Raw genomic sequence first — 22,466 nt, forward strand, 5'->3', positions numbered from 1 at the left:
TCTATTGATAGATAAAACCGGAGACAAACCAGGCGATCAGTACAGTCGGCGCGCCGGTTAAAAAGCGGCTCACCAGTACAGAAGGGACACCGACGCGAACCGTGTCCTGACGGGCTTCCGCCAGCGACAAACCGACCGGGATGAAGTCGCAGGCCGCCTGCGCGTTGATGGCAAACAGTGCAGGTAAAGCCAGATGCGGCGGAATATTGCCGAGACCAATCTGCACGCCAATCAATACGCCGATAACCTGTGCGATAACTGCGCCTGGGCCGAGGAAAGGTGAAAGCAGCGGGAAGGAGCAGATGAGCGCCAGCATGACCAGACCCAGTGGATGGCTCGCCAGCGGAGCAAGACCGTGGGCAATCCAGTCACCAAGGCCAGAAGCCATAATGATGCCAATGAGCGCCGAGACGAACGCCATAAACGGCAGAATGGTTTTTAATACAGTGTCGATGGTGTCACGGCCAGATTGAAACAGCACGGCAACGGCAGAACCCATACCCATTCCCACCTTCGCCAGTAAACCATCGCTTTGTTCGGTGATTTTCTTGCTGGTGTCATAGTCACGGCCCACGGAAGAGGGTTGTGGTGTCGCATCACCCACTACAGTGATGTTTTCTTCTTTCACGCCAGAGACATAAATATCTTCCACAATGTACTGCGCCAGTGGACCGGACTTGCCCGTCGAGTGGATATTAATGGTGGGAATACGCCGTTTTGGATAGATGCCGCAGCGTAATGTGCCGCCACAGTCGATTACCGTGACACCAATTTCTTCCTCCGCAGGTTCACCTTCTTTAAATCCGTCGATAGCCTGCCAGCCAGTAAGCTGTGCCAGTTTGTCGACAATCGCAGGCCGGGTACCGGCGGTGATATAGACAATTTTTTTGCCCGGCGTGGCTTCCAGCTCAAGCGGGCCGCCCCAGCCACCCGTTCCTTTTTCGATCCGAATACGCGTCATGATGTTGCTCCTGCCAGGTGAACTTTTTGTTCAAGTTGAATGCCCATCTTTTTCTCAAAAATAGCGGTGGTTAGATCGGTCACCCAGCCGCGGAAGAAGTTAGTGACCAGACCAACCAACAGATAGCTCACCGCCAGTGGGCCAAGTGGCAGGTTCAGCGTTGTCAGACCGCTGGCAATGCCAAGATAAACAAACAGTTCGCCAGGGTTGATATGGGGGAAGAGGCCATTCATTGAGTGACAGCTATAAGAGGCCGCCGCGTAATAGCTGGGTTTGTACTTTTCCGGCATAAAGCGACCCAGGCTTAAGGTCATCGGATTGCAAAAGACAAACGTGCCAATGCACGGTAACAGCAGGTAACGGGAAACAGGGTTACCGGCGCAACGTTGAGCAAAACGTTCAATACGATGCTGACCGATAAAATTAATCAGTGCGTTCATGATAACCAGCAGGCTAATCAACAGCGGAAGAATGCCGGTCACCATACCGGTAAATACCTCTCCGCCCTTTTGGAACAGCCCGATAAACCACTCTGCACCATGAGTAATGGTTTCTATCATTGTTCTCTCCTTCAGGATTTATTGTTTTATTACCAAACGGCAACCTAATCTAATCAGATTGAAAGATTTAAAAGTGTTATTTTGATCGCAAAATGAAAGATAAATATTTTAACTTGAAAGTTTAAGTGAAAGGATAGCGAGGAGAATGAGTTGAGTTATGTAAAGTCCGTATCGGGCAGTGACTACCGCTTCCTTGTGCGGGGCGTGATGCTTTACCATACTTGCCCCTGGTTGAATCTGTTAAATGGACCCCTCATGTTCAAGCGTCGTTATGTAACATTGCTTCCCCTTTTTGTGTTGCTTGCCGCCTGTAGCAGCAAGCCAAAACCTACTGAGACTGAAACGACCACCGGAACGCCGTCTGGCGGCTTCCTGCTTGAGCCGCAGCACAATGTGATGCAGATGGGCGGCGATTTCGCTAACAACCCGAATGCGCAGCAGTTCATCGATAAAATGGTGAACAAACACGGTTTCAATCGTCAGCAGTTGCAGGAAATTCTCTCCCAGGCGAAACGTCTGGATTCGGTATTGCGGCTGATGGATAACCAGGCACCAACCACATCGGTGAAGCCGCCATCAGGTCCGAACGGCGCATGGCTGCGTTATCGCAAAAAATTTATTACGCCGGACAACGTGCAAAACGGCGTGGTTTTCTGGAATCAGTATGAAGATGCGCTGAATCGTGCGTGGCAAGTGTATGGCGTACCGCCAGAAATCATCGTCGGGATTATCGGCGTCGAAACTCGCTGGGGACGCGTGATGGGGAAAACTCGTATCCTCGATGCGCTGGCAACGTTGTCATTTAACTACCCACGCCGCGCGGAGTATTTCTCTGGTGAGCTGGAAACCTTCTTGCTGATGGCGCGCGATGAGCAGGACGATCCGCTCAATCTGAAAGGTTCCTTTGCCGGGGCGATGGGCTACGGTCAGTTTATGCCATCGTCTTATAAACAATATGCAGTGGATTTTAGCGGCGACGGGCATATCAACCTGTGGGATCCGGTTGATGCCATCGGTAGCGTGGCGAACTATTTCAAAGCGCACGGCTGGGTGAAAGGCGATCAGGTCGCAGTGATGGCAAACGGTCAGGCACCAGGCTTACCGAATGGCTTCAAAACCATGTACAGCATTTCACAACTTGCTGCAGCTGGACTAACGCCACAGCAGCCGCTGGGCAATCATCAGCAGGCCAGCTTACTGCGCCTGGATGTTGGCACCGGTTACCAGTACTGGTACGGTTTGCCGAACTTCTACACTATCACCCGTTACAATCACAGCACCCATTACGCAATGGCCGTCTGGCAGTTAGGACAAGCCGTGGCACTGGCGCGCGTTCAGTAACTCTTTGCAAGAGGGAGGTTAAACTTCCCTCTGTTTTCTTACTGTTTATTCGAATGACGTAATTGCTTGATTTTTTTTCGACAGCGATATCGCATATCCCAGGCAGACAACGCCTAACGCAGCCTGACCGAAGTCGAAAGGTTCAAGGTAGCCAGAAGATAAAATTTTACATATCACTGAAACCAGTGCGCCGATGCCACCAATGATGACCCAAATACGCATTTGCGTGGTTTGTTTAAGCACGTTTTGTGGCGTGTTATCCGTTTTCTTTGTTGCCATTGCTATTCTCTCCCTGTGAATACATATCAATGTGAACGCGGCATGGTAGCGCTTTTTCTTTACCGACTGGTCGCAACAGTCTTTTTCCGGAACGCAACTCGTAAAATCAATCGCTCGTCCCCATCTTCTGCGGGAAAGTGCTATCTTGTCCGGCATATATTTTTTGACTGACTGAGGTTGTGATGATTGACAGTGAACTGATGCAGTTAAGCGAACAGGTAGGGCAGGCGCTGAAAGCCCGTGGCGCAACCGTAACAACTGCCGAGTCTTGTACCGGCGGTTGGGTAGCGAAAGTGATTACCGATATTGCCGGTAGTTCCGCCTGGTTTGAACGCGGATTTGTCACCTACAGTAACGAAGCCAAAGCGCAGATGATCGGCGTACGCGAAGAGACGCTGGCGCAGCACGGCGCGGTGAGCGAACCCGTCGTGGTGGAAATGGCGATAGGCGCACTGAAAGCGGCTCGTGCTGATTATGCCGTGTCTATCAGCGGTATCGCTGGGCCGGATGGCGGCAGTGAAGAGAAACCTGTCGGCACTGTCTGGTTTGCTTTTGCCACTGCCCGCGGCGAAGGCATTACCCGCCGGGAATGCTTCAGCGGTGACCGTGATGCGGTGCGTCGTCAGGCTACTGCGTATGCATTGCAAACCTTGTGGCAACAATTTCTACAAAACACTTGATACTGTATGAGCATACAGTATAATTGCTTCAACAGAACATATTGACTATCCGGTATTACCCGGCATGACAGGAGTAAAAATGGCTATCGACGAAAACAAACAGAAAGCGTTGGCGGCAGCACTGGGCCAGATTGAGAAACAATTTGGTAAAGGCTCCATCATGCGCCTGGGTGAAGACCGTTCCATGGATGTGGAAACCATCTCTACCGGTTCGCTTTCACTGGATATCGCGCTTGGGGCAGGTGGTCTGCCGATGGGCCGTATCGTCGAAATCTACGGACCGGAATCTTCCGGTAAAACCACGCTGACGTTACAGGTGATCGCCGCAGCCCAGCGTGAAGGTAAAACCTGTGCGTTTATCGATGCTGAACACGCGCTGGACCCAATCTATGCACGTAAACTGGGCGTCGATATCGACAACCTGCTGTGCTCCCAGCCGGACACCGGCGAGCAGGCACTGGAAATCTGTGACGCTCTGGCGCGTTCTGGCGCAGTAGACGTTATCGTCGTTGACTCCGTGGCGGCACTGACACCGAAAGCGGAAATCGAAGGCGAAATCGGCGATTCTCACATGGGCCTTGCGGCACGTATGATGAGCCAGGCGATGCGTAAGCTGGCGGGTAACCTGAAGCAGTCCAACACGCTGCTGATCTTCATCAACCAGATCCGTATGAAAATTGGTGTGATGTTCGGTAACCCGGAAACGACTACCGGTGGTAACGCGCTGAAATTCTACGCTTCTGTTCGTCTCGACATCCGTCGCATCGGCGCGGTGAAAGAGGGCGAAAACGTGGTGGGTAGCGAAACCCGCGTGAAAGTGGTGAAGAACAAAATCGCTGCGCCGTTTAAACAGGCTGAATTCCAGATCCTCTACGGCGAAGGTATCAACTTCTACGGCGAACTGGTTGACCTGGGCGTGAAAGAGAAGCTGATCGAGAAAGCGGGCGCGTGGTACAGCTACAAAGGTGAGAAGATCGGTCAGGGTAAAGCGAATGCGACTGCCTGGCTGAAAGACAACCCGGAAACTGCGAAAGAGATCGAGAAGAAAGTACGTGAGTTGCTGCTGAGCAACCCGAACTCAACGCCGGATTTCTCTGTAGATGACAGCGAAGGCGTAGCAGAAACTAACGAAGATTTTTAATTGTCTTGTTTGATACACAAGGGTCGCATCTGCGGCCCTTTTGCTTTTTAAGTTGTAAGGGTATGCCATGACAGAATCAACATCCCGTCGCCCGGCATATGCTCGCCTGTTGGATCGTGCGGTACGCATTCTGGCGGTGCGCGATCACAGTGAGCAAGAACTGCGGCGTAAACTCGCGGCACCGATCATGGGCAAAAATGGCCCCGAAGAGATTGATGCCACGGTAGAAGATTACGAGCGTGTTATTGCCTGGTGCCATGAACATGGCTATCTCGATGACAGCCGATTTGTTGCGCGCTTTATCGCCAGCCGTAGCCGCAAAGGTTATGGACCTGCGCGTATTCGCCAGGAACTGAATCAGAAAGGTATTTCCCGCGAAGCGACAGAAAAAGCGATGCGTGAATGTGACATCGACTGGTGCGCACTGGCGCGCGATCAGGCGACGCGAAAATATGGCGAACCTTTGCCAACTGTCTTTTCAGAAAAAGTTAAGATCCAGCGTTTTCTGCTCTATCGCGGCTATCTGATGGAGGATATCCAGGATATTTGGCGAAATTTTGCCGACTGAACGCATACGGTATTTTACTTCCCAGTCAAGAAAACTTATCTTATTCCCACTTTTCAGTTACCAGCCCGGCGGTTAAGACACGCTGTAGCTGGTGGCGATATTTCGTTAGCTTGATTTCAGGATAATTATGAGCAAGAGCACCGCTGAGATCCGTCAGGCGTTTCTCGACTTTTTCCATAGTAAGGGACATCAGGTAGTTGCCAGCAGCTCCCTGGTACCCCATAACGACCCAACTTTGTTGTTTACCAACGCCGGGATGAACCAGTTCAAGGATGTGTTCCTTGGGCTCGACAAGCGTAATTATTCCCGCGCTACCACTTCCCAACGCTGCGTGCGTGCAGGTGGTAAACACAACGACCTGGAAAACGTCGGTTACACCGCGCGTCACCATACCTTCTTCGAAATGCTGGGCAACTTCAGCTTCGGCGACTATTTCAAACACGATGCTATTCAGTTTGCATGGGAACTGCTGACCAGCGAAAAATGGTTTGCCCTGCCGAAAGAGCGTCTGTGGGTTACCGTCTATGAAAGCGACGACGAAGCCTACGAAATCTGGGAAAAAGAAGTAGGGATCCCGCGCGAACGTATTATTCGCATCGGCGATAACAAAGGTGCGCCATACGCATCTGACAACTTCTGGCAGATGGGTGACACTGGTCCGTGTGGCCCGTGCACCGAAATCTTCTACGATCATGGCGACCACATTTGGGGTGGCCCTCCGGGAAGTCCGGAAGAAGACGGCGACCGTTACATTGAGATTTGGAACATCGTCTTCATGCAGTTCAACCGCCAGGCAGATGGCACGATGGAACCGCTGCCGAAGCCGTCTGTAGATACCGGTATGGGTCTGGAACGTATTGCTGCGGTGCTGCAACACGTTAACTCTAACTATGACATCGACCTGTTCCGCACGCTGATCCAGGAGGTAGCGAAAGTCACTGGCGCGACCGATCTGAGCAATAAATCGCTGCGCGTAATCGCTGACCACATTCGTTCTTGTGCGTTCCTGATCGCGGATGGCGTAATGCCGTCCAACGAAAACCGTGGTTATGTACTGCGTCGTATCATTCGTCGCGCAGTGCGTCACGGTAATATGCTCGGCGCGAAAGAAACTTTCTTCTACAAACTGGTTGGTCCGCTGATCGACGTTATGGGCTCTGCGGGTGAAGACCTGAAACGCCAGCAGGCACAGGTTGAGCAGGTGCTGAAGACTGAAGAAGAACAGTTTGCCCGCACTCTGGAGCGCGGTCTGGCGCTGCTGGACGAAGAGCTGGCGAAACTTTCTGGCGATACGCTGGATGGCGAAACTGCTTTCCGTCTGTACGACACCTACGGTTTCCCGGTTGACCTGACGGCTGATGTTTGTCGTGAACGCAACATCAAAGTTGACGAAGCTGGTTTTGAAGCAGCAATGGAAGAGCAGCGTCGTCGTGCGCGCGAAGCCAGCGGCTTTGGTGCCGATTACAACGCAATGATCCGTGTTGACAGTGCATCTGAATTTAAAGGCTATGACCATCTGGAACTGAACGGCAAAGTGACCGCGCTGTTTGTTGATGGTAAAGCGGTTGATGCCATTAATGCAGGCCAGGAAGCGGTAGTCGTGCTGGATCAAACGCCATTCTATGCGGAATCTGGCGGTCAGGTTGGCGATAAAGGCGAACTGAAAGGTGCTAACTTCTCCTTTGCGGTGGAAGATACGCAGAAATACGGCCAGGCGATTGGTCATATCGGTAAACTTGCTGCGGGTTCTCTGAAAGTGGGCGACGCGGTGCAGGCTGATGTTGATGAGGCTCGTCGCGCTCGTATTCGTCTGAATCACTCCGCAACGCACCTGATGCACGCTGCGCTGCGCCAGGTTCTGGGTACTCATGTATCGCAGAAAGGTTCACTGGTTAACGACAAAGTGCTGCGCTTCGACTTCTCACACAACGAAGCGATGAAACCAGAAGAGATTCGTGCGGTTGAAGACCTGGTGAACGCGCAGATTCGCCGTAACTTGCCGATCGAAACCAACATCATGGATCTCGAAGCGGCGAAAGCGAAAGGTGCGATGGCGCTGTTTGGCGAGAAGTATGATGAGCGCGTACGCGTGTTGAGCATGGGCGATTTCTCCACCGAGCTGTGTGGCGGTACTCACGCAAGCCGCACCGGTGATATTGGTCTGTTCCGCATCATCTCTGAATCGGGTACTGCTGCAGGTGTTCGTCGTATCGAAGCGGTAACCGGAGAAGGCGCTATCGCCACCGTCCATGCAGACAGCGATCGCTTAAGCGAAGTCGCACATCTGTTGAAAGGCGATAGCAATAATCTGGCTGATAAAGTGCGCTCAGTACTGGAACGTACGCGTCAGCTGGAAAAAGAGTTACAACAGCTTAAAGAACAAGCTGCCGCACAGGAGAGCGCAAATCTTTCCAGTAAGGCAATTGATGTTAATGGTGTTAAGCTGTTGGTTAGCGAGCTTAGCGGTGTTGAGCCGAAAATGTTGCGTACCATGGTTGACGATTTAAAAAATCAGCTGGGGTCGACAATTATCGTGCTGGCAACGGTAGCCGAAGGTAAGGTTTCTCTGATTGCAGGCGTATCTAAGGACGTCACAGATCGTGTGAAAGCAGGGGAACTGATTGGTATGGTCGCTCAGCAGGTGGGCGGCAAGGGTGGTGGACGTCCTGACATGGCGCAAGCCGGTGGTACGGATGCTGCGGCCTTACCTGCAGCGTTAGCCAGTGTGAAAGGCTGGGTCAGCGCGAAATTGCAATAATATAAGCGTCAGGCAATGCCGTGGACTCGCTTCACGGCATTCGCATTAACGCTATCGACAACGATAAAGTCAGGTTGAAGTTGTGTATATCGGCTAAACTTAGGTTTAACAGAATGTAATGCCATGACTGCTTACATGTAATGTGTTTGTCATTGCTTACTTTTTGGCGTTATATGATGGATAATGCCGGGATACAGAGAGACCCGACTCTTTTAATCTTTCAAGGAGCAAAGAATGCTGATTCTGACTCGTCGAGTTGGTGAGACCCTCATGATTGGGGATGAGGTCACCGTGACAGTTTTAGGGGTAAAGGGCAACCAGGTACGTATTGGCGTAAATGCCCCGAAGGAAGTTTCTGTTCACCGTGAAGAGATCTACCAGCGTATCCAGGCTGAAAAATCCCAGCAGTCCAGTTACTAATCTTTCCGCGTCTCATCTTTATCGGTGAGACGCACCCTCAAAATTCCTCCTTCACTCCATTGTTTTTTCGCTTTACTCCCGTTCATTCAACTTTAGTCTCCATTTTTTTGCATTACTGCTATCTGTCAGACCTCCGTTTTTCTGTTGATAAAACACTCTTTTTGACGTTTTTACAGACTAATTGAGCGTGAAGTGTGCAAACGATAAAAGTGTGGGAAAAATTGTTTGACTTATAAGTCTCAGAAAGTAATATGTGCGCCACGCAGCGACGATGAGCGATAAACAAGTTCTTCGAAGCACTCGTAAGAGGCGTGTGGTGAGGTGGCCGAGAGGCTGAAGGCGCTCCCCTGCTAAGGGAGTATGCGGTCAAAAGCTGCATCCGGGGTTCGAATCCCCGCCTCACCGCCATTTGCATCCGTAGCTCAGCTGGATAGAGTACTCGGCTACGAACCGAGCGGTCGGAGGTTCGAATCCTCCCGGATGCACCATATTCTACGAAATCTTCAGCGATGAAGGTGTCGAAGAGGTGGTGGTACTAACCGCAAGCACCAGGGAGGATAACGTTGCTTTAGCAACGGCCCGAAGGGCGAGCCGTAAGGCGAGTAATCCTCCCGGATGCACCATCTCTTACTTGATACGGCTTTAGTAGCGGTATCAAAAAATCTGCAGTAAAGTAAGTTTCCCGATGCATCCGTAGCTCAGCTGGATAGAGTACTCGGCTACGAACCGAGCGGTCGGAGGTTCGAATCCTCCCGGATGCACCATCTCTTACTTGATATGGCTTTAGTAGCGATATCAATATCAGCAGTAAAATAAATTTCCCGATGCATCCGTAGCTCAGCTGGATAGAGTACTCGGCTACGAACCGAGCGGTCGGAGGTTCGAATCCTCCCGGATGCACCATATTTTCCGTAATCATCAGTGATGATGGTTAAGATGGATTTTCTTATTTGATATGGCTTTAGTAGCGGTATCAATATCAGCAGTAAAATAAGTTTTCCCGATGCATCCGTAGCTCAGCTGGATAGAGTACTCGGCTACGAACCGAGCGGTCGGAGGTTCGAATCCTCCCGGATGCACCATATTCTCCGTAACCTTCAGCAATGAACGTATCGAAGAGGTAGCGGTACTAACCGCAGGCACCATCTTCTCCCACAAATTTCCTTCAAAAATATTTCATTTCTAAATAACTACTTTATCTATAACCTGAATATTCTTCTCCTTCGCCATCAGCGACAAAATCAAGCAATTACGCTAAAGTAGCGTCATATTTTTCGACTTGCGAGAAGACCATGTACGAGCGTTATGCAGGTTTAATTTTTGATATGGATGGCACAATCCTGGATACGGAGCCTACGCACCGTAAAGCGTGGCGCGAAGTATTAGGACACTATGGTCTTCAGTACGATGTTCAGGCGATGATTGCGCTTAATGGCTCGCCCACGTGGCGCATTGCTCAGGCGATTATTGAACTGAATCAGGCCGATCTCGACCCGCATGCGCTGGCGCGTGAAAAAACAGAAGCAGTCAGAAGCATGTTACTCGATAGCGTCGAACCACTCCCCCTTGTTGAAGTGGTGAAAAGCTGGCACGGACGTCGACCAATGGCTGTAGGAACGGGGAGTGAAAGCGCCATCGCTGAGGCACTGCTAACGCACCTGGGATTACGCCGTTATTTTGACGCCGTCGTTGCTGCCGATCACGTCAAACATCATAAACCTGCGCCAGACACATTTTTGTTGTGCGCGCAGCATATGGGCGTGCAACCAACACAGTGTGTGGTCTTTGAAGATGCTGATTTCGGTATTCAGGCGGCCCGTGCTGCAGGCATGGACGCTGTGGATGTTCGCTTGCTGTGAGTGAAGCTTTATCGCTTTTATCGTTGTTTGCCAGTAGTTTCCTCAGCGCTACACTATTACCCGGTAATTCCGAAGTCGTGCTGGTTGCAATGTTGCTTTCCGGGGTAAGTCATCCCTGGGTTTTAGTGTTAACAGCAACAATGGGTAATAGCCTTGGAGGGTTAACTAACGTTATCCTTGGGCGTTTCTTTCCATTGCGTAAAACATCGCGCTGGCAAGAGAAAGCTACTGGTTGGCTGAAACGCTATGGTGCAGTCACGCTATTATTAAGCTGGATGCCCGTGGTTGGTGATTTACTGTGTCTGTTAGCGGGATGGATGCGCATCTCCTGGGGGCCAGTAATCTTTTTTTTGTGTCTTGGTAAAGCGTTACGTTATGTTGCAGTTGCAGCAGCGACCGTTCAGGGCATGATATGGTGGCACTAATTGTAGGCCTGCACACATGGTCACCATTACAGTTATGCTAATTAAAACGATTTTGACAGGCGGGAGGTCAATTTGATCCCGGACGTATCACAGGCGCTGGCCTGGCTGGAAAAACATCCTCAGGCGTTAAAGGGGATACAGCGTGGGCTTGAGCGCGAAACTTTGCGTGTTAATGCTGATGGCACACTGGCAACAACAGGTCATCCTGAAGCATTAGGTTCCGCACTGACGCATAAATGGATTACTACCGATTTTGCGGAAGCATTGCTGGAATTTATTACACCAGTGGATGGTGATATTGAACATATGCTGACCTTTATGCGCGATCTGCATCGCTATACGGCGCGCAATATGGGCGATGAGCGGATGTGGCCGTTAAGTATGCCATGCTATATCGCAGAAGGTCAGGACATCGAACTGGCACAGTACGGCACTTCTAACACCGGACGCTTTAAAACGCTGTACCGTGAAGGGCTGAAAAATCGCTATGGCGCGCTGATGCAAACCATTTCCGGCGTGCACTACAATTTCTCTTTGCCCATGGCATTCTGGCAAGCGAAGTGCGGCGATATCTCGGGCGCTGATGCCAAAGAGAAAATTTCTGCGGGCTATTTCCGCGTTATTCGCAATTACTATCGTTTCGGTTGGGTCATTCCTTATCTGTTTGGCGCGTCTCCGGCGATTTGTTCTTCTTTCTTGCAAGGAAAACCAACGTCGCTGCCGTTTGAGAAAACTGAGTGCGGTATGTATTACCTGCCGTATGCGACCTCTCTTCGTTTGAGCGATCTTGGCTATACCAACAAATCGCAAAGCAATCTTGGTATCACCTTTAACGATCTCTACGAGTACGTAGCGGGCCTTAAACAGGCAATCAAAACGCCATCGGAAGAGTACGCAAAGATTGGTATTGAGAAAGACGGTAAGCGGTTGCAAATCAACAGCAATGTGCTGCAGATTGAAAACGAACTGTACGCGCCTATTCGTCCAAAACGCGTGACCCACAGCGGCGAGTCGCCTTCTGATGCGTTGCTACGTGGCGGCATTGAATATATTGAAGTGCGTTCGCTGGACATCAACCCGTTCTCGCCGATTGGTGTAGATGAACAACAGGTGCGATTCCTCGACCTGTTTATGGTCTGGTGTGCGCTGGCTGATGCACCGGAAATGAGCAGTAGCGAACTTGCCTGTACACGCGTTAACTGGAACCGGGTGATCCTCGAAGGTCGCAAACCGGGCCTGACGCTGGGTATCGGCTGCGAAACCGCGCAGTTCCCGTTGCCGCAGGTGGGGAAAGATTTGTTCCGCGATCTAAAACGCGTGGCGCAAACGCTGGATAGCATTAACGGCGGCGAAGCGTACCAGAAAGTGTGTGATGAACTGGTCGCCTGCTTCGATAATCCCGATCTGACTTTCTCTGCCCGTATCTTAAGGTCTATGATTGATACTGGTATTGGCGGAACAGGTAAAGCGTTTGCTGAAGCGTACCGTAATCTGCTGCGTGAAGAGCCGCTGGAAATTCTGCGTGAAGAGGATTTTGTAGCCGAGCGCGAGGCGTCTGTACGCCGTCAGCAGGAAATGGAAGCCGCTGATACCGAACCGTTTGCGGTGTGGCTGGAAAAACACGCCTGACAGAAAAGAAAAAGGCCACTCGTGAGTGGCCAAAATTTCATCTCTGAATTCAGGGATGATGATAACAAATGCGCGTCTTTCATATACTCAGACTCGCCTGGGAAGAAAGAGTTCAGAAAATTTTTAAAAAAATTACCGGAGGTGGCTAAATGCCGTTGTTAGATAGCTTCACAGTCGATCATACCCGGATGGAAGCGCCTGCAGTTCGGGTGGCGAAAACAATGAACACCCCGCATGGCGACGCAATCACCGTGTTCGATCTGCGCTTCTGCGTGCCGAACAAAGAAGTGATGCCAGAAAGAGGGATCCATACCCTGGAGCACCTGTTTGCTGGTTTTATGCGTAACCATCTTAACGGTAATGGCGTTGAGATTATCGATATCTCGCCAATGGGCTGCCGCACCGGTTTTTATATGAGTCTGATTGGTACGCCAGATGAGCAGCGTGTCGCTAATGCCTGGAAAGCGGCAATGGAAGACGTGCTGAAAGTGCAGGATCAGAATCAGATCCCGGAACTGAACGTCTACCAGTGTGGTACTTATCAGATGCATTCGTTGCAGGAAGCGCAGGATATTGCGCGTAATATCCTGGAACGTGACGTACGCATCAACAGCAACGAAGAGTTGGCGCTGCCGAAAGAAAAGTTGCAGGAATTGCACATCTAGTCAATTGAAGAGGCCGGGCAGGTGATATCACCGCCCGGTTTTTATTACCTGTCAGTCACCCGATATTCCACGCTATGTGCTTCATCAGGTTGAGGAACTTCCAGCCTTGAGGCCATCCGCATCACGACCGCTTCAGGAACGGCATACTCGCGCCTGGCATTTTGCTGCTTCCATTGCGCCCACGGTACTTCCAGATAAACGATTTTTACTCGTGCACCGTAAGCCGTAAACAGACTGATGAGCTGGCTACGCAACTGGCGGGTAATGTTCGTTGCATTCCAGATGAACGGCTTCTTCTGGCGTAAAAAAACGCGCGCTTCTTCTTTTGCCTGTTGCACAATACGCCCGGTGGCGGTTTTGTCGTCCGGACTGGCATTGATTCGCCGCCGCATATCATCAAGGCTGATAACGTTCACTCTCTGGCACTGTTCACTGATAAAGCGATCTTTGCCCATACCCGGTAAACCACACAGCAAAATAACCTCAAAAGATTCAGCCTCCCAGGGAACAAAATCAGGAGAACTTTGTTCATGGGTCAGGTAATGCCAGCGTGCGGAATCCGAAGCGAATGAACGCACTTTTCCCCAGCATTGTTGCTCCTGGCAAAATAGCTCGAACAGCTCGATGCGTTCCAGCATTGATTGCTGATCATGACAATGGCGACCAAGCAGATCGGCACGAGCAAGCAAAGCGAGCAGACGTGTGTCGATACGCATTGCAGCCGTGAGCAGCAAACGCTCCGGTTCCGGACGTTCCAGTAACCATAGCGGTAACCCATGCAGACGCACCAGTGCAACAATTTGCTCGCGTAGCACGAACGGCGTCGGGATATCGCGCCATAAAATTTGTCGGGCCGTCAATTCACCCCGACGAGCATGGCCTGGAGACTGAATACGTCCGTTTTCCTGCACGGTAGTACTGCGCTTTTCAACGTCATGCAATAACGCCGCCGCCCATAAAATTTCCTGCTGCTGAGCGGGGAGTTGCTGAAACTCAGCCATCGCAACGAGTGCGTTCAGCACCATTTCAGTATGCACACCAACGTCGCCTTCACCATGATGCTCCGGGGCTTGCGGCGTGTTATGCATATCCTCAACCCAGCTAAAACGCTGGCGTAGCGTCGACCAGCGTTTGTCGTCGGTAAGTTGCCAAATCATGACTGTTCTCCATAAGCGAACTCATGGGCCATCCGCGCCCGTCGCCAGTGGCGTTTCCAGTGCTCGGTGGTTTTGACATGATTTTTGCGTACATACTTGAAGACGTTATGCGAAAAGTCAGCGACGGAAAACGCATCACTATTCCGGCTGACAATGCCTTCCAGCGTACAGGGTTGCCCGGTTTGCGTATCCCAGGGATCGAACGCGCCGCGCGCATTGGTCAGCGCCAGAAAATCACGTTGCCAGCTTTTTTCATCATTCCCCGGCTGCGGGCCGGAGATTTTGGGAACGCAGGGGAAATCAAACAGAGCGGCGTAAAACTGCACCTCTTCCCAGCTCAGCCATATATCCTGGCAGCGAACGGCAAACAGATAAAAATCCTGCTCCAGGGCGCGATATTCAATCGAATGAACGGCATAAAGATTTTCACCAAACAACTCCAGATCGCCGAGATCGTTTTTCAGCAGTTGCCAGCGTTGGCGAATTTTATAGGTCCATGCCGATTGTGTAGGCGCGGCATGGGAACGGGCAAACACGCCGTAGCGGTTAAGGCAGTTATTTTCACCGTCGAGTTTTTCTGTGTGCACCAATTGCGTGATGGCCTGTAAATCCTGCCAGTAATCGGTGTTAATACGGTCATCGCTGGTGGTGCCAGGGGAGAAGGGGTAATGCCAGGTTCTCCCGTATTTACGTTGGGTATTCATAATAATCCATTATTTTTTGTGTAATAAACGTACGCCCGCGAGGGTGCGAGTTATGGGGTTAAAAAAATGTGAGTATCACCCGCGAAAGCGAGGGCGAAGAAAAAAGTGAGTTAACAACCTGAGCGAATGCTCAGAACCGGTTAATGGTGAATGGAAGAGTTTGGGGCGGCGAAAAGATACACCGTTTGAGATGATAAAACAACCGTTTACAGAATGAGCAAATAAAAAGGGAGCCGCAGCTCCCTTTAACAACCTTAGTGCGCACCGCCCGCACCGCCACCTGCGCCAAATGGCGGTTTAGCAAACCACACCAGCCCCAGCAGGACGAGGAATATCCCGGCTGACATCCAGAAGATCTCATTGGCGGAAATAATCAGCCCCTGATTAGTGATCTGCTGGGCAATCCAACCTGATGCCTGTTGTTGCGTCATCCCCAGCCCTTCCAGTTGGCTGTACATCGCCTGAGCGTTCGGGTTAAACGGGTTTACCGACTCGGTTAACTGTGCGTGGTGCATCGACTCGCGGTTAGTCCACATGGTGGTGGTGATGGATGTGCCGATAGACCCCGCCAGCGTTCGCGTAAAGTTAGAGAGGCTCGATGCCGCCGCCAGTCGTTCCGGTGGCAAACCAGACAGCGTAATGGTGGTCAGCGGCATAAAGAAGCAGGCCACTGCGAAGCCCTGGATAAACTGCGGCCAGGCCGACGCGCCAAAATCCATACCCGGTTCAAAGGTATAAGCACGCCAGTAGAAGCAGACGGCATACATGATAAAGCTGAAGGTTACCAGTCGCCGCATATCCAGTTTATGCGCGAAGCGGCCGATAATCGGCGACAGGATCACCGGAATAATCCCTACCGGCGCAGAGGCCAAACCTGCCCAGGTCGCCGTGTAACCGTAGACCTCCTGCAACAACTGCGGCAGCAGAACAATCGCGCCGAAGTAGAGCATATACGCGAGGCTGATACACAAGCAGCCGATGGTGAAGTTGCGCGACTTAAACAACGACAGATCGACTATCGGGTTATCGTCGGTCAGCTCCCAGACAATCAGGAAGCAGATAGCCACCACCGCCACCACGGTGAGAATGATAATTTCCTGTGATGAGAACCAGTCCAGCTCTTTACCCCGGTCGAGCATAATCTGCAGGCTGCCGATGCCAATTACCAGCAGCGCCAGCCCCACGGCATCAATCCGCCGCCGTTCGGTGCGGGTTTCGCGTCCGCGCAGGGTTTGCAGTGTCATCAACACCACCGCCACGCCAATCGGCACGTTGATGAAGAATATCCAGCCCCAGTGGTAATTATCGCTGATATAACCGCCGAGGATCGGGCCGCAAATTGGCGCGACAATCACCGTCATCGACCACAACGCCAGCGCGATCGAGCGTTTTGCTGGCGGGTAGTTATTCAGTAACAGACTTTGCGAAAGCGGGATCAGCGGCCCAGCGACAATCCCCTGAATCACGCGGAAGAAGATCAGCATATTCAGGCTGCTGGAGACACCACACGCCCACGACGCAATAGCAAAGGCGATGGTTGACCAGAGGAACAGTTTCACTTCCCCGACGCGCTTTGCCAGCCAGCCGGTAAGCGGGATCGAGATGGCATTCGCCACCCCGAAAGAAGTGATTACCCACGTTCCCTGGCTGAGCGATGAGCCCAGATTCCCGGCGATAGTGGGGATCGCCACGTTAGCAATGGTGGAGTCTAGCACCTGCATGAATGTCGCCAGTGACAGCGCAATCGTCATAATGACCAGTTGCGCGCCTTCCAGCGGTTTTTGCTGTTGCATCACACGCACCTCTGGATTAGCCAGCGTTAGCTTTTACGATATCGTCGATCAGTTTATTGACAGGTGCCAGGCTGATTTCACGCGCGGTGCTTACCGCTACCGGTGTGGAACGTACTTTATTTGCCAGTACCTGACCGTCACGGTTAGTGGTATTGACGCTCACCAGCGTGGACAAACCGATACGCAGCGGGTATTGCTCGAGCTGTTTCTGGTCCAGTTCAATACGAACAGGCAGACGCTGAACGACTTTGATCCAGTTACCGGTGGCGTTTTGCGCCGGAAGCAGCGAGAACGCGCTACCTGTCCCCATATCCAGACCAACCACTTTACCGGTGTATTTCACATCATCGCCGTAAATATCGGTGGTGATGGTGACCGGCTGACCGATACGCATATTGGCAATCTGCGTCTCTTTAAAGTTGGCATCCACCCACATATTGGTGGCTGGAACGACCGCCATCAGCGGCGTCGTTGGGCTAATTTGCGCCCCAGGCTGTACTGCTCGGCGGGAGACATAACCGGTCATCGGACTGACAATACGGGTACGCTCCAGCGCCAGCCAGGCGTTACGTACTTCGGTGGCAGCCTGTTGCACGGCAGGCTGATCTTCCAGTTTAGTCCCCAGAATCATCGCCTGATTGGCATTGTATTGTTGAATGGCGACATCCAGTTGCGCCTGGGCACTGGTCACCGCGTCGCGGGCGTGTTGCAGCTCTTCGCGACCAATCAGGTTGGCATTGCCCAGCGGCACACGGCGGTTGTAGTCGCTTTGTGCTTTCGCGAGGGCGATTTTTTGCACCTCAATATTCGCCTGCAACTGTTTGCTGTTAATCATCAGCTGGTGGGTTTGGCGCACGCTGGAAGCCAGTGCCGTTTTGGCTTTTTCAAACGCCTGGCGAGCATCTGTCGGGTCGAGAGTGACCAGCACATCGCCTTCTTTTACAAAATCGGTGTTATCGGCCCAGACTTTCGTCACGCTGCCAGACACCTGAGACATAATTTGAATCTGATTCCCTGCCACGTATGCGTCATCGGTTTCTTCGAAATGACGCAGTACCAAAAACCAATAAATCCCTATCGCTACGGCAATAATTATAAAGAGCAAGGTGAGAAGGAGGAGCAGACGCTTACGTTTGCCGCTCTTCTTTACCGGTTGCTGCGGGGTTTGAGTCTCCGCATTTGCGCTCATATTGTTCTCCACGATCTTCTTAACTCATCGGCTGAGCCGACCTGCTTGCCAAAAAGGCCAGCATGTTGCGATGCTGGCCGGTCATTTTTTCTGTTATAAATCTGGATTTTTGAGCGAGATGACGCGTTAGCTCATCGCTTCGAGAACCACACCGTCTTGTTCCATCTGGTCGAGACGGGAGAGCAATTTGCGGGTGATTTGCTCGAGCTGATCTTTTTCTGTTGTGCTGAGCGCGGACCAGAGTTGATGCAGGCAGTTATGCTGTGGCGGTAAAACCTCGCGCAAAAACTCGTGACCTTTTTCCGTTAATTGCAGATGCAGGCAACGACGATCGTTATCGCTTTCACGACGTTCGATCCAACCCCGTTTTTCCAGTTCATCGGCAATACGCGTCGCGTTGGTACGGGATGATCCAAGAGCACAACTCAATTCAGAAGGCTGAATACTGTGGTTTTCCTGAGACTCCAGCGTAATCAACGCCATAAACAACGTCTCGTTAATCCCCTGAGCCTTCAGCATTTTATTGCGGTTCTCCAGCAGCTTGCTTTGCATATGCATGCAAAGACGGGTCAGAAGGATCTCCTGATAAGGAAAATCTTCGTGGCGGCTGGCGCGAAATTTTAGCATTTGTTCAATGGGCGTAAACGAACTATCCATTTGGGTATGACCTCATTAATTTCAGCCGATATAGTAACAACAGTGACAAATAAAGTAAATGTATTGTTTTAGAAAAATGATTCTTGTGGGTTATATAATCGCCATCACTTTCCAGGCGAGCCCATAGGCCAGCGCACTAAGCAGTGTTGGGATGATAATGCTGCGTGTTTTATAGAAACTGGCACCCAGTACCGCGAAGCCGACCAGAGTGGGCACGAAACGGCGTGTATCGTGCATCACTTCTGGTGCGGCAGAGACAACCAGCAGAGCGCATATCGAGGCGATGCCAATGGTGTCGAGCAAAATACCTACCGCGCCACGTTTGGTTGGGCGGGCATTACCCACACGCAGGCGCAGCGGCAAATAGCGGAAGCAATAATTCGCCGCGCCAACCAGTAACCCAAGCAGCAGAACCTCATAGCTCATCGGGCGCTCCTTGCCAGAATGCCTGGATTAACGCAGTGAGGCAGCCACAGACAATGCCTGCCAGAATGGCGACGGGAATAGAAAATAGCGTTACGCCTGCAAGGGCACCAACTAACGCTGCGGTAACGCAAAGAGATTGTTTGCGCTGGAAAGAGGCGAGCAGGAAACTCATAAAGAGTGCCGGAAGCATAAAACCTAATGCTGCTTCAACGGCGGGATATCCTTGCAGCAAGCCGCTGCCGGAGAATGCCCCTATTACCGTACCAAATACCCACGATGACCATGAACTGAAGGCAATGCCGATCATCCAGTTCTCGCTCCAGCGGCGATTATTGCGTACCAGTTTTGCGGTTGCGGCGGCAAAAACCTCATCCGTCAGGCCAAACGCCCACAGGGCGGTTTTCGATTTTTGCAGACGCTGAATAATACGGCTACGCAGTGACGGGCCATACAAAACATGGCGAACATCCATTGCCATGACGGTCAGTGCAGCAACCCACAAACTACTCCCGGCTGCCAGCATCGCGGTAATGACGAACTGGCTCGCGCCTGCATAAATGATGCAGGAGAAAAAAACGCTTTCGAGAGGAGAGAATCCCAGACGGGTCGCATTCAGACCGAACGCAAAGGCCACCGGAATATAACTAATAACAATCGGTAAACTGTCTTTGCATCCTTCCATGAAGGTCGCCGAACCAGGAGCAGGCTGTGGAGTAGGGCTTTCCATAGAGTGTACGCTTAACGATTGTTAATATTATAAATAGACTGAATGAATATCTTAACCTTATCAGACTGATGGGCTTCTTAACACCCTTATAAGTGTAAAGCCACGAAAACGGTTGCTGATTGCTTAAATTGCGGCTTCCTGACGATGAAAACCTCGCCACCAGACCAGTAAGTTAACCAGGGCAATCGTCGCGCCAGCCAGACAAACGCCAGCCCAACCGCCATGTTGCCAGGCTGAGGCTGAAATTAGCGAACCAGCGGCACCGCCAATAAAGTAGCTGGTCATGTAACCTGCGGTCAGGCGATTACGCGCATCAGGGTGTATTCGATAAATTACCGTCTGGTTAGTGATATGCACGCCCTGCACGGTGAGATCCAGCACCAGGATGCCGATAATCAAGGCCAGTACGGAAGTGTGGCCAAACCAGATAGCAAGCCATGAAAGTAACAGCAGCAGCAGACCGAAAGTTGTGGTGTGGTGCGATTTGCCCTTATCGGCAAAACCGCCCGCCGGACGAGCGCCTAACGCCCCGGCAGCCCCTGCAAGTCCAAACAGACCAATTACGCCATCGCTGTAATTAAAAGGCGGTGCGGCGAGCAAAAAGGCCATTGAGGTCCAGAGAATGCTGAAGTTGGCAAAGGTCAGGCAGCCCAGCAACGCGCGGGTGCGCAGGATCTTATCGCTGATAAACATGCTGAAAACGGAACCTAACAACTGCGGGTAGTTGAGGTGGGTTTCTGATTTCATTTGTGGCAGACCACGCCATAATGCCAGCGCCATCAGTGCCATTAACACCGAGGCAACCCAAAAGACGGTGCGCCAGCCGCCGAGGTTTGCCAGCAAACCGGCAACGGTTCGTGCCAGCAAGATCCCCAACAGCAGCCCGCTCATAATGGTGCCGACCACTTTGCCGCGTTTGTCCGGTGAAGCCAGCGTCGCTGCCAGCGGAACCAGAATTTGTGCCACGACCGAGAATAAACCGGTTAATGCCGTACCGAGGATCATCATCGCCAGCGACTGACTGCTGGCGGTAATCAACATACCGCCCGCTGCCAGTAAGGTCATCGAGACAATCAGGCGGCGGCGTTCAAACATATCACCGAGGGGAACAAGAAACAGCAGACCTGCGGCATAGCCCAACTGCGCGGCGGTAACAATAAAGCCCGCCGAACTGGCGGAAAGGGAAAAGTTACGCGCGATGGTGTCGAGTAATGGCTGGGCGTAATAGTTACTGGCTACCGCCAGACCGGTGGCGATAGACATCAGCACGATCAGTGCCGGGCTAAGCTCATGATTAGGTTTAGTCATTATTTTTGTTCATCAGGTGATGATTAAGCTGGAAATCAATAATAGCGGATGTTGATGAATATGGGATGAAAGATAGATTGTTGAAATGTGCGGTGTGGTTTGCAGGCATGATAAGACGCGGCCGCGTCGCATCAGGCATTGTGTACAGAGCGGCGGATGAGGCAAAAGCGCCTTATCCGCCCGAATAAAAATTACTTCTGCGCTGCCAGCGCCTCATTCACCCAGCCATCGAACTGCTGCTGGTGGGCTTTGATCCAGCCATCAACGTGGCCCTGGATATCGCCTTCTGAGGCTTTGCCGTCATGCATGATGGCGTTCTGGGCGTTAATGTCTGCCACCGGCAACTGCATAATGGCAAATAGTTTGGCTGCCGCCGGGTTTTTCTCAGCCCAGGCTTTGTTGGCAACGATATGCATTGTACTTACCGGGAAGCCATAATTCGCGCCATTCGGCAGTTTGGTATCGGCATTTTTATCGCCCGGCAGTGCGGAGAACGGCACCTGCAACCAGACGACATCTTTCCCTGGCTTCAGTTCGTTACTCACCCAGTACGGCGTCCAGGTGTAGTAAAACACCGGCTTACCCTCTTTGTAACGACTGATGGTGTCAGCCATCATCGCTGCGTAGTTCCCCTGATTATGCGTCACGGTATTGGTCAGTCCATACGCGGCAAGCTGGTGGTTGATCGCACCTTCGCAGCCCCAGCCTGGGTTACAGCCGGTTAAATCCGCTTTACCGTCGCCGTTGGTATCGAACAGTTTGGCGATCTTCGGATCTTTCAGTTGCGCGATGTTGGTAATTTTATACTGGTCGGCGGTTTTCTTATCGATCAGGTAACCCTGTGCCGCGCCGTTAACAAATACTCCTTCACGATAAAATTTCTTATCGCCACCGGCAGCTTCGTACATGTTGTCATGCAGTGGCGTCCAGTTCACTGCGGTAAAGGTTGCATCGCCGGAAGCAAGCGAGGTGTAGCCAACGTTGTAATCCACTTCGCTGGGTTTATTGACGGTATAACCTAATTTCTCCAGCGCGCGGCTGACCAGCAGCGTCTGGAAAGTTTCTTCGGTGATGGTGCTCTGAACCGGATTAACAGTAATGCCTTTGCCCGGCAGGTCGGCAGCAAAAGTTTGTGTAGAGATAAGCGTGGCAAACGCTGTCGCAAAAAGTACGCTATGTCGCATTGTTATTCCTTTTTTTGGCAGGGTGATAATGCCCG

Annotated in this window: 22 protein-coding genes and 5 tRNA genes; 15 read left to right on the forward strand and 12 right to left on the reverse strand. The window is 51.7% G+C overall.

Annotation, left to right across the window (positions count from 1 at the left end):
• Position 1: 1 nt before the first annotated feature.
• Positions 2 to 961: a PTS glucitol/sorbitol transporter subunit IIB gene (gene srlE / locus AACU19_RS19820; RefSeq protein WP_105278423.1), complete on the reverse strand. Its 960-nt coding sequence runs from the start codon at positions 959 to 961 to the stop codon at positions 2 to 4.
• Positions 958 to 1,521, reverse strand: a complete 564-nt coding sequence (gene srlA, locus AACU19_RS19825; protein WP_000573321.1) for a PTS glucitol/sorbitol transporter subunit IIC — start codon at positions 1,519 to 1,521, stop codon at positions 958 to 960. Before srlA ends, srlE begins: the two co-directional genes overlap by 4 nt.
• Positions 1,522 to 1,776: 255 nt before the next feature.
• On the opposite strand from srlA, the gene mltB reads away from it, so the two are divergent.
• On the forward strand, positions 1,777 to 2,862 hold the full coding sequence (mltB, locus tag AACU19_RS19830) for a lytic murein transglycosylase B (RefSeq protein WP_039021026.1): 1,086 nt from the start codon (positions 1,777 to 1,779) through the stop codon (positions 2,860 to 2,862).
• Between the two features lie 45 nt (positions 2,863 to 2,907).
• On the opposite strand, the gene AACU19_RS19835 is transcribed toward mltB, so the two are convergent.
• Positions 2,908 to 3,141 carry a hypothetical protein gene (locus AACU19_RS19835; protein WP_223662847.1) on the reverse strand — a complete coding sequence of 78 codons (234 nt, stop codon included), beginning with the start codon at positions 3,139 to 3,141 and terminating at the stop codon, positions 2,908 to 2,910.
• 182 nt (positions 3,142 to 3,323) lie between these two features.
• Here AACU19_RS19835 and pncC point away from each other — a divergent pair, with 182 nt between their 5' ends.
• The 14 genes from pncC to luxS all read left to right on the forward strand — a co-directional run bounded on the left by pncC (position 3,324) and on the right by luxS (position 13,286).
• Positions 3,324 to 3,821 (forward strand): nicotinamide-nucleotide amidase, encoded by a 498-nt coding sequence (gene pncC / locus AACU19_RS19840; RefSeq protein WP_032184981.1) that lies wholly within the window; start codon positions 3,324 to 3,326, stop codon positions 3,819 to 3,821.
• 79 nt (positions 3,822 to 3,900) lie between these two features.
• On the forward strand, positions 3,901 to 4,962 hold the full coding sequence (gene recA / locus AACU19_RS19845) for a recombinase RecA (protein ID WP_000963143.1): 1,062 nt from the start codon (positions 3,901 to 3,903) through the stop codon (positions 4,960 to 4,962).
• A 67-nt stretch (positions 4,963 to 5,029) separates the two neighbouring features.
• A complete protein-coding gene (recX, locus tag AACU19_RS19850) occupies positions 5,030 to 5,530 on the forward strand; it encodes a recombination regulator RecX (protein WP_000140516.1) in 501 nt (166 codons plus the stop codon).
• A 127-nt stretch (positions 5,531 to 5,657) separates the two neighbouring features.
• Positions 5,658 to 8,288 (forward strand): alanine--tRNA ligase, encoded by a 2,631-nt coding sequence (gene alaS / locus AACU19_RS19855; RefSeq protein WP_105276637.1) that lies wholly within the window; start codon positions 5,658 to 5,660, stop codon positions 8,286 to 8,288.
• A gap of 234 nt (positions 8,289 to 8,522) precedes the next feature.
• The gene (csrA, locus tag AACU19_RS19860) at positions 8,523 to 8,708 is read left to right on the forward strand and encodes a carbon storage regulator CsrA (protein ID WP_000906486.1); all 186 of its coding nucleotides are present in this window, start codon (positions 8,523 to 8,525) and stop codon (positions 8,706 to 8,708) included.
• 315 nt (positions 8,709 to 9,023) lie between these two features.
• A tRNA-Ser gene (locus AACU19_RS19865) sits at positions 9,024 to 9,116 on the forward strand.
• 3 nt (positions 9,117 to 9,119) lie between these two features.
• Positions 9,120 to 9,196 (forward strand) — tRNA-Arg (locus tag AACU19_RS19870).
• A gap of 199 nt (positions 9,197 to 9,395) precedes the next feature.
• Positions 9,396 to 9,472, forward strand: a tRNA-Arg gene (locus tag AACU19_RS19875).
• A gap of 62 nt (positions 9,473 to 9,534) precedes the next feature.
• Positions 9,535 to 9,611, forward strand: a tRNA-Arg gene (locus tag AACU19_RS19880).
• 102 nt (positions 9,612 to 9,713) lie between these two features.
• Positions 9,714 to 9,790 (forward strand) — tRNA-Arg (locus AACU19_RS19885).
• A gap of 210 nt (positions 9,791 to 10,000) precedes the next feature.
• Complete coding sequence (gene yqaB / locus AACU19_RS19890; protein WP_039021923.1) at positions 10,001 to 10,567, forward strand: fructose-1-phosphate/6-phosphogluconate phosphatase; 567 nt, start codon at positions 10,001 to 10,003, stop codon at positions 10,565 to 10,567.
• Complete coding sequence (locus AACU19_RS19895; protein WP_039021924.1) at positions 10,564 to 10,992, forward strand: YqaA family protein; 429 nt, start codon at positions 10,564 to 10,566, stop codon at positions 10,990 to 10,992. The genes yqaB and AACU19_RS19895 overlap by 4 nt, the downstream gene beginning before the upstream one ends.
• A 72-nt stretch (positions 10,993 to 11,064) precedes the next feature.
• Positions 11,065 to 12,621, forward strand: coding sequence for a glutamate--cysteine ligase (gshA, locus tag AACU19_RS19900; RefSeq protein ID WP_000611789.1), 1,557 nt, complete (start codon positions 11,065 to 11,067; stop codon positions 12,619 to 12,621).
• A 149-nt stretch (positions 12,622 to 12,770) separates the two neighbouring features.
• Positions 12,771 to 13,286: an S-ribosylhomocysteine lyase gene (gene luxS / locus AACU19_RS19905; protein ID WP_039021925.1), complete on the forward strand. Its 516-nt coding sequence runs from the start codon at positions 12,771 to 12,773 to the stop codon at positions 13,284 to 13,286.
• 44 nt (positions 13,287 to 13,330) lie between these two features.
• Here luxS and AACU19_RS19910 read toward each other — a convergent pair whose 3' ends face one another.
• The 9 genes from AACU19_RS19910 to proX form a co-directional block, all read right to left on the reverse strand.
• The gene (locus tag AACU19_RS19910) at positions 13,331 to 14,443 is read right to left on the reverse strand and encodes an ATP-binding protein (RefSeq protein WP_039021926.1); all 1,113 of its coding nucleotides are present in this window, start codon (positions 14,441 to 14,443) and stop codon (positions 13,331 to 13,333) included.
• Positions 14,440 to 15,147, reverse strand: coding sequence for an RNA ligase family protein (locus AACU19_RS19915; RefSeq protein WP_105278424.1), 708 nt, complete (start codon positions 15,145 to 15,147; stop codon positions 14,440 to 14,442). The genes AACU19_RS19910 and AACU19_RS19915 overlap by 4 nt, the downstream gene beginning before the upstream one ends.
• A 254-nt stretch (positions 15,148 to 15,401) precedes the next feature.
• Positions 15,402 to 16,940, reverse strand: coding sequence for a multidrug efflux MFS transporter permease subunit EmrB (gene emrB, locus AACU19_RS19920; RefSeq protein WP_032184969.1), 1,539 nt, complete (start codon positions 16,938 to 16,940; stop codon positions 15,402 to 15,404).
• A gap of 16 nt (positions 16,941 to 16,956) precedes the next feature.
• A complete protein-coding gene (emrA, locus tag AACU19_RS19925; RefSeq protein WP_001295175.1) occupies positions 16,957 to 18,129 on the reverse strand; it encodes a multidrug efflux MFS transporter periplasmic adaptor subunit EmrA in 1,173 nt (390 codons plus the stop codon).
• Between the two features lie 126 nt (positions 18,130 to 18,255).
• Entirely contained in the window at positions 18,256 to 18,786 is a 531-nt protein-coding gene (emrR, locus tag AACU19_RS19930) for a multidrug efflux transporter EmrAB transcriptional repressor EmrR (RefSeq protein ID WP_000378442.1), read from the reverse strand.
• 90 nt (positions 18,787 to 18,876) lie between these two features.
• On the reverse strand, positions 18,877 to 19,212 hold the full coding sequence (gene ygaH, locus AACU19_RS19935; protein WP_105278425.1) for an L-valine transporter subunit YgaH: 336 nt from the start codon (positions 19,210 to 19,212) through the stop codon (positions 18,877 to 18,879).
• Positions 19,202 to 19,939: an L-valine exporter subunit YgaZ gene (gene ygaZ, locus AACU19_RS19940; RefSeq protein WP_000445658.1), complete on the reverse strand. Its 738-nt coding sequence runs from the start codon at positions 19,937 to 19,939 to the stop codon at positions 19,202 to 19,204. Before ygaZ ends, ygaH begins: the two co-directional genes overlap by 11 nt.
• A gap of 123 nt (positions 19,940 to 20,062) precedes the next feature.
• Positions 20,063 to 21,247, reverse strand: coding sequence for an MFS transporter (locus AACU19_RS19945; RefSeq protein WP_105272283.1), 1,185 nt, complete (start codon positions 21,245 to 21,247; stop codon positions 20,063 to 20,065).
• Between the two features lie 191 nt (positions 21,248 to 21,438).
• Positions 21,439 to 22,431 (reverse strand): glycine betaine/L-proline ABC transporter substrate-binding protein ProX, encoded by a 993-nt coding sequence (proX, locus tag AACU19_RS19950; protein ID WP_001216531.1) that lies wholly within the window; start codon positions 22,429 to 22,431, stop codon positions 21,439 to 21,441.
• Positions 22,432 to 22,466: the final 35 nt, after the last annotated feature.

It is taken from the genome of Escherichia sp. MOD1-EC4550 (assembly GCF_963876935.1).
GTDB classification, from domain to species: domain Bacteria; phylum Pseudomonadota; class Gammaproteobacteria; order Enterobacterales; family Enterobacteriaceae; genus Escherichia; species Escherichia coli_F.

Excerpts from the sequence above, each read along its gene's own strand:
- srlE (WP_105278423.1), bottom strand. The coding sequence starts at position 961 with ATGACGCGTATTCGGATCGAAAAAGGAACGGGTGGCTGGGGCGGCCCG.
- srlA (WP_000573321.1), bottom strand. The coding sequence starts at position 1,521 with ATGATAGAAACCATTACTCATGGTGCAGAGTGGTTTATCGGGCTGTTC.
- mltB (WP_039021026.1), top strand. The coding sequence starts at position 1,777 with ATGTTCAAGCGTCGTTATGTAACATTGCTTCCCCTTTTTGTGTTGCTT.
- AACU19_RS19835 (WP_223662847.1), bottom strand. The coding sequence starts at position 3,141 with ATGGCAACAAAGAAAACGGATAACACGCCACAAAACGTGCTTAAACAA.
- pncC (WP_032184981.1), top strand. The coding sequence starts at position 3,324 with ATGATTGACAGTGAACTGATGCAGTTAAGCGAACAGGTAGGGCAGGCG.
- recA (WP_000963143.1), top strand. The coding sequence starts at position 3,901 with ATGGCTATCGACGAAAACAAACAGAAAGCGTTGGCGGCAGCACTGGGC.
- recX (WP_000140516.1), top strand. The coding sequence starts at position 5,030 with ATGACAGAATCAACATCCCGTCGCCCGGCATATGCTCGCCTGTTGGAT.
- alaS (WP_105276637.1), top strand. The coding sequence starts at position 5,658 with ATGAGCAAGAGCACCGCTGAGATCCGTCAGGCGTTTCTCGACTTTTTC.
- csrA (WP_000906486.1), top strand. The coding sequence starts at position 8,523 with ATGCTGATTCTGACTCGTCGAGTTGGTGAGACCCTCATGATTGGGGAT.
- yqaB (WP_039021923.1), top strand. The coding sequence starts at position 10,001 with ATGTACGAGCGTTATGCAGGTTTAATTTTTGATATGGATGGCACAATC.
- luxS (WP_039021925.1), top strand. The coding sequence starts at position 12,771 with ATGCCGTTGTTAGATAGCTTCACAGTCGATCATACCCGGATGGAAGCG.
- AACU19_RS19910 (WP_039021926.1), bottom strand. The coding sequence starts at position 14,443 with ATGATTTGGCAACTTACCGACGACAAACGCTGGTCGACGCTACGCCAG.
- AACU19_RS19915 (WP_105278424.1), bottom strand. The coding sequence starts at position 15,147 with ATGAATACCCAACGTAAATACGGGAGAACCTGGCATTACCCCTTCTCC.
- emrB (WP_032184969.1), bottom strand. The coding sequence starts at position 16,940 with ATGCAACAGCAAAAACCGCTGGAAGGCGCGCAACTGGTCATTATGACG.
- emrA (WP_001295175.1), bottom strand. The coding sequence starts at position 18,129 with ATGAGCGCAAATGCGGAGACTCAAACCCCGCAGCAACCGGTAAAGAAG.
- emrR (WP_000378442.1), bottom strand. The coding sequence starts at position 18,786 with ATGGATAGTTCGTTTACGCCCATTGAACAAATGCTAAAATTTCGCGCC.
- ygaH (WP_105278425.1), bottom strand. The coding sequence starts at position 19,212 with ATGAGCTATGAGGTTCTGCTGCTTGGGTTACTGGTTGGCGCGGCGAAT.
- ygaZ (WP_000445658.1), bottom strand. The coding sequence starts at position 19,939 with ATGGAAAGCCCTACTCCACAGCCTGCTCCTGGTTCGGCGACCTTCATG.
- AACU19_RS19945 (WP_105272283.1), bottom strand. The coding sequence starts at position 21,247 with ATGACTAAACCTAATCATGAGCTTAGCCCGGCACTGATCGTGCTGATG.
- proX (WP_001216531.1), bottom strand. The coding sequence starts at position 22,431 with ATGCGACATAGCGTACTTTTTGCGACAGCGTTTGCCACGCTTATCTCT.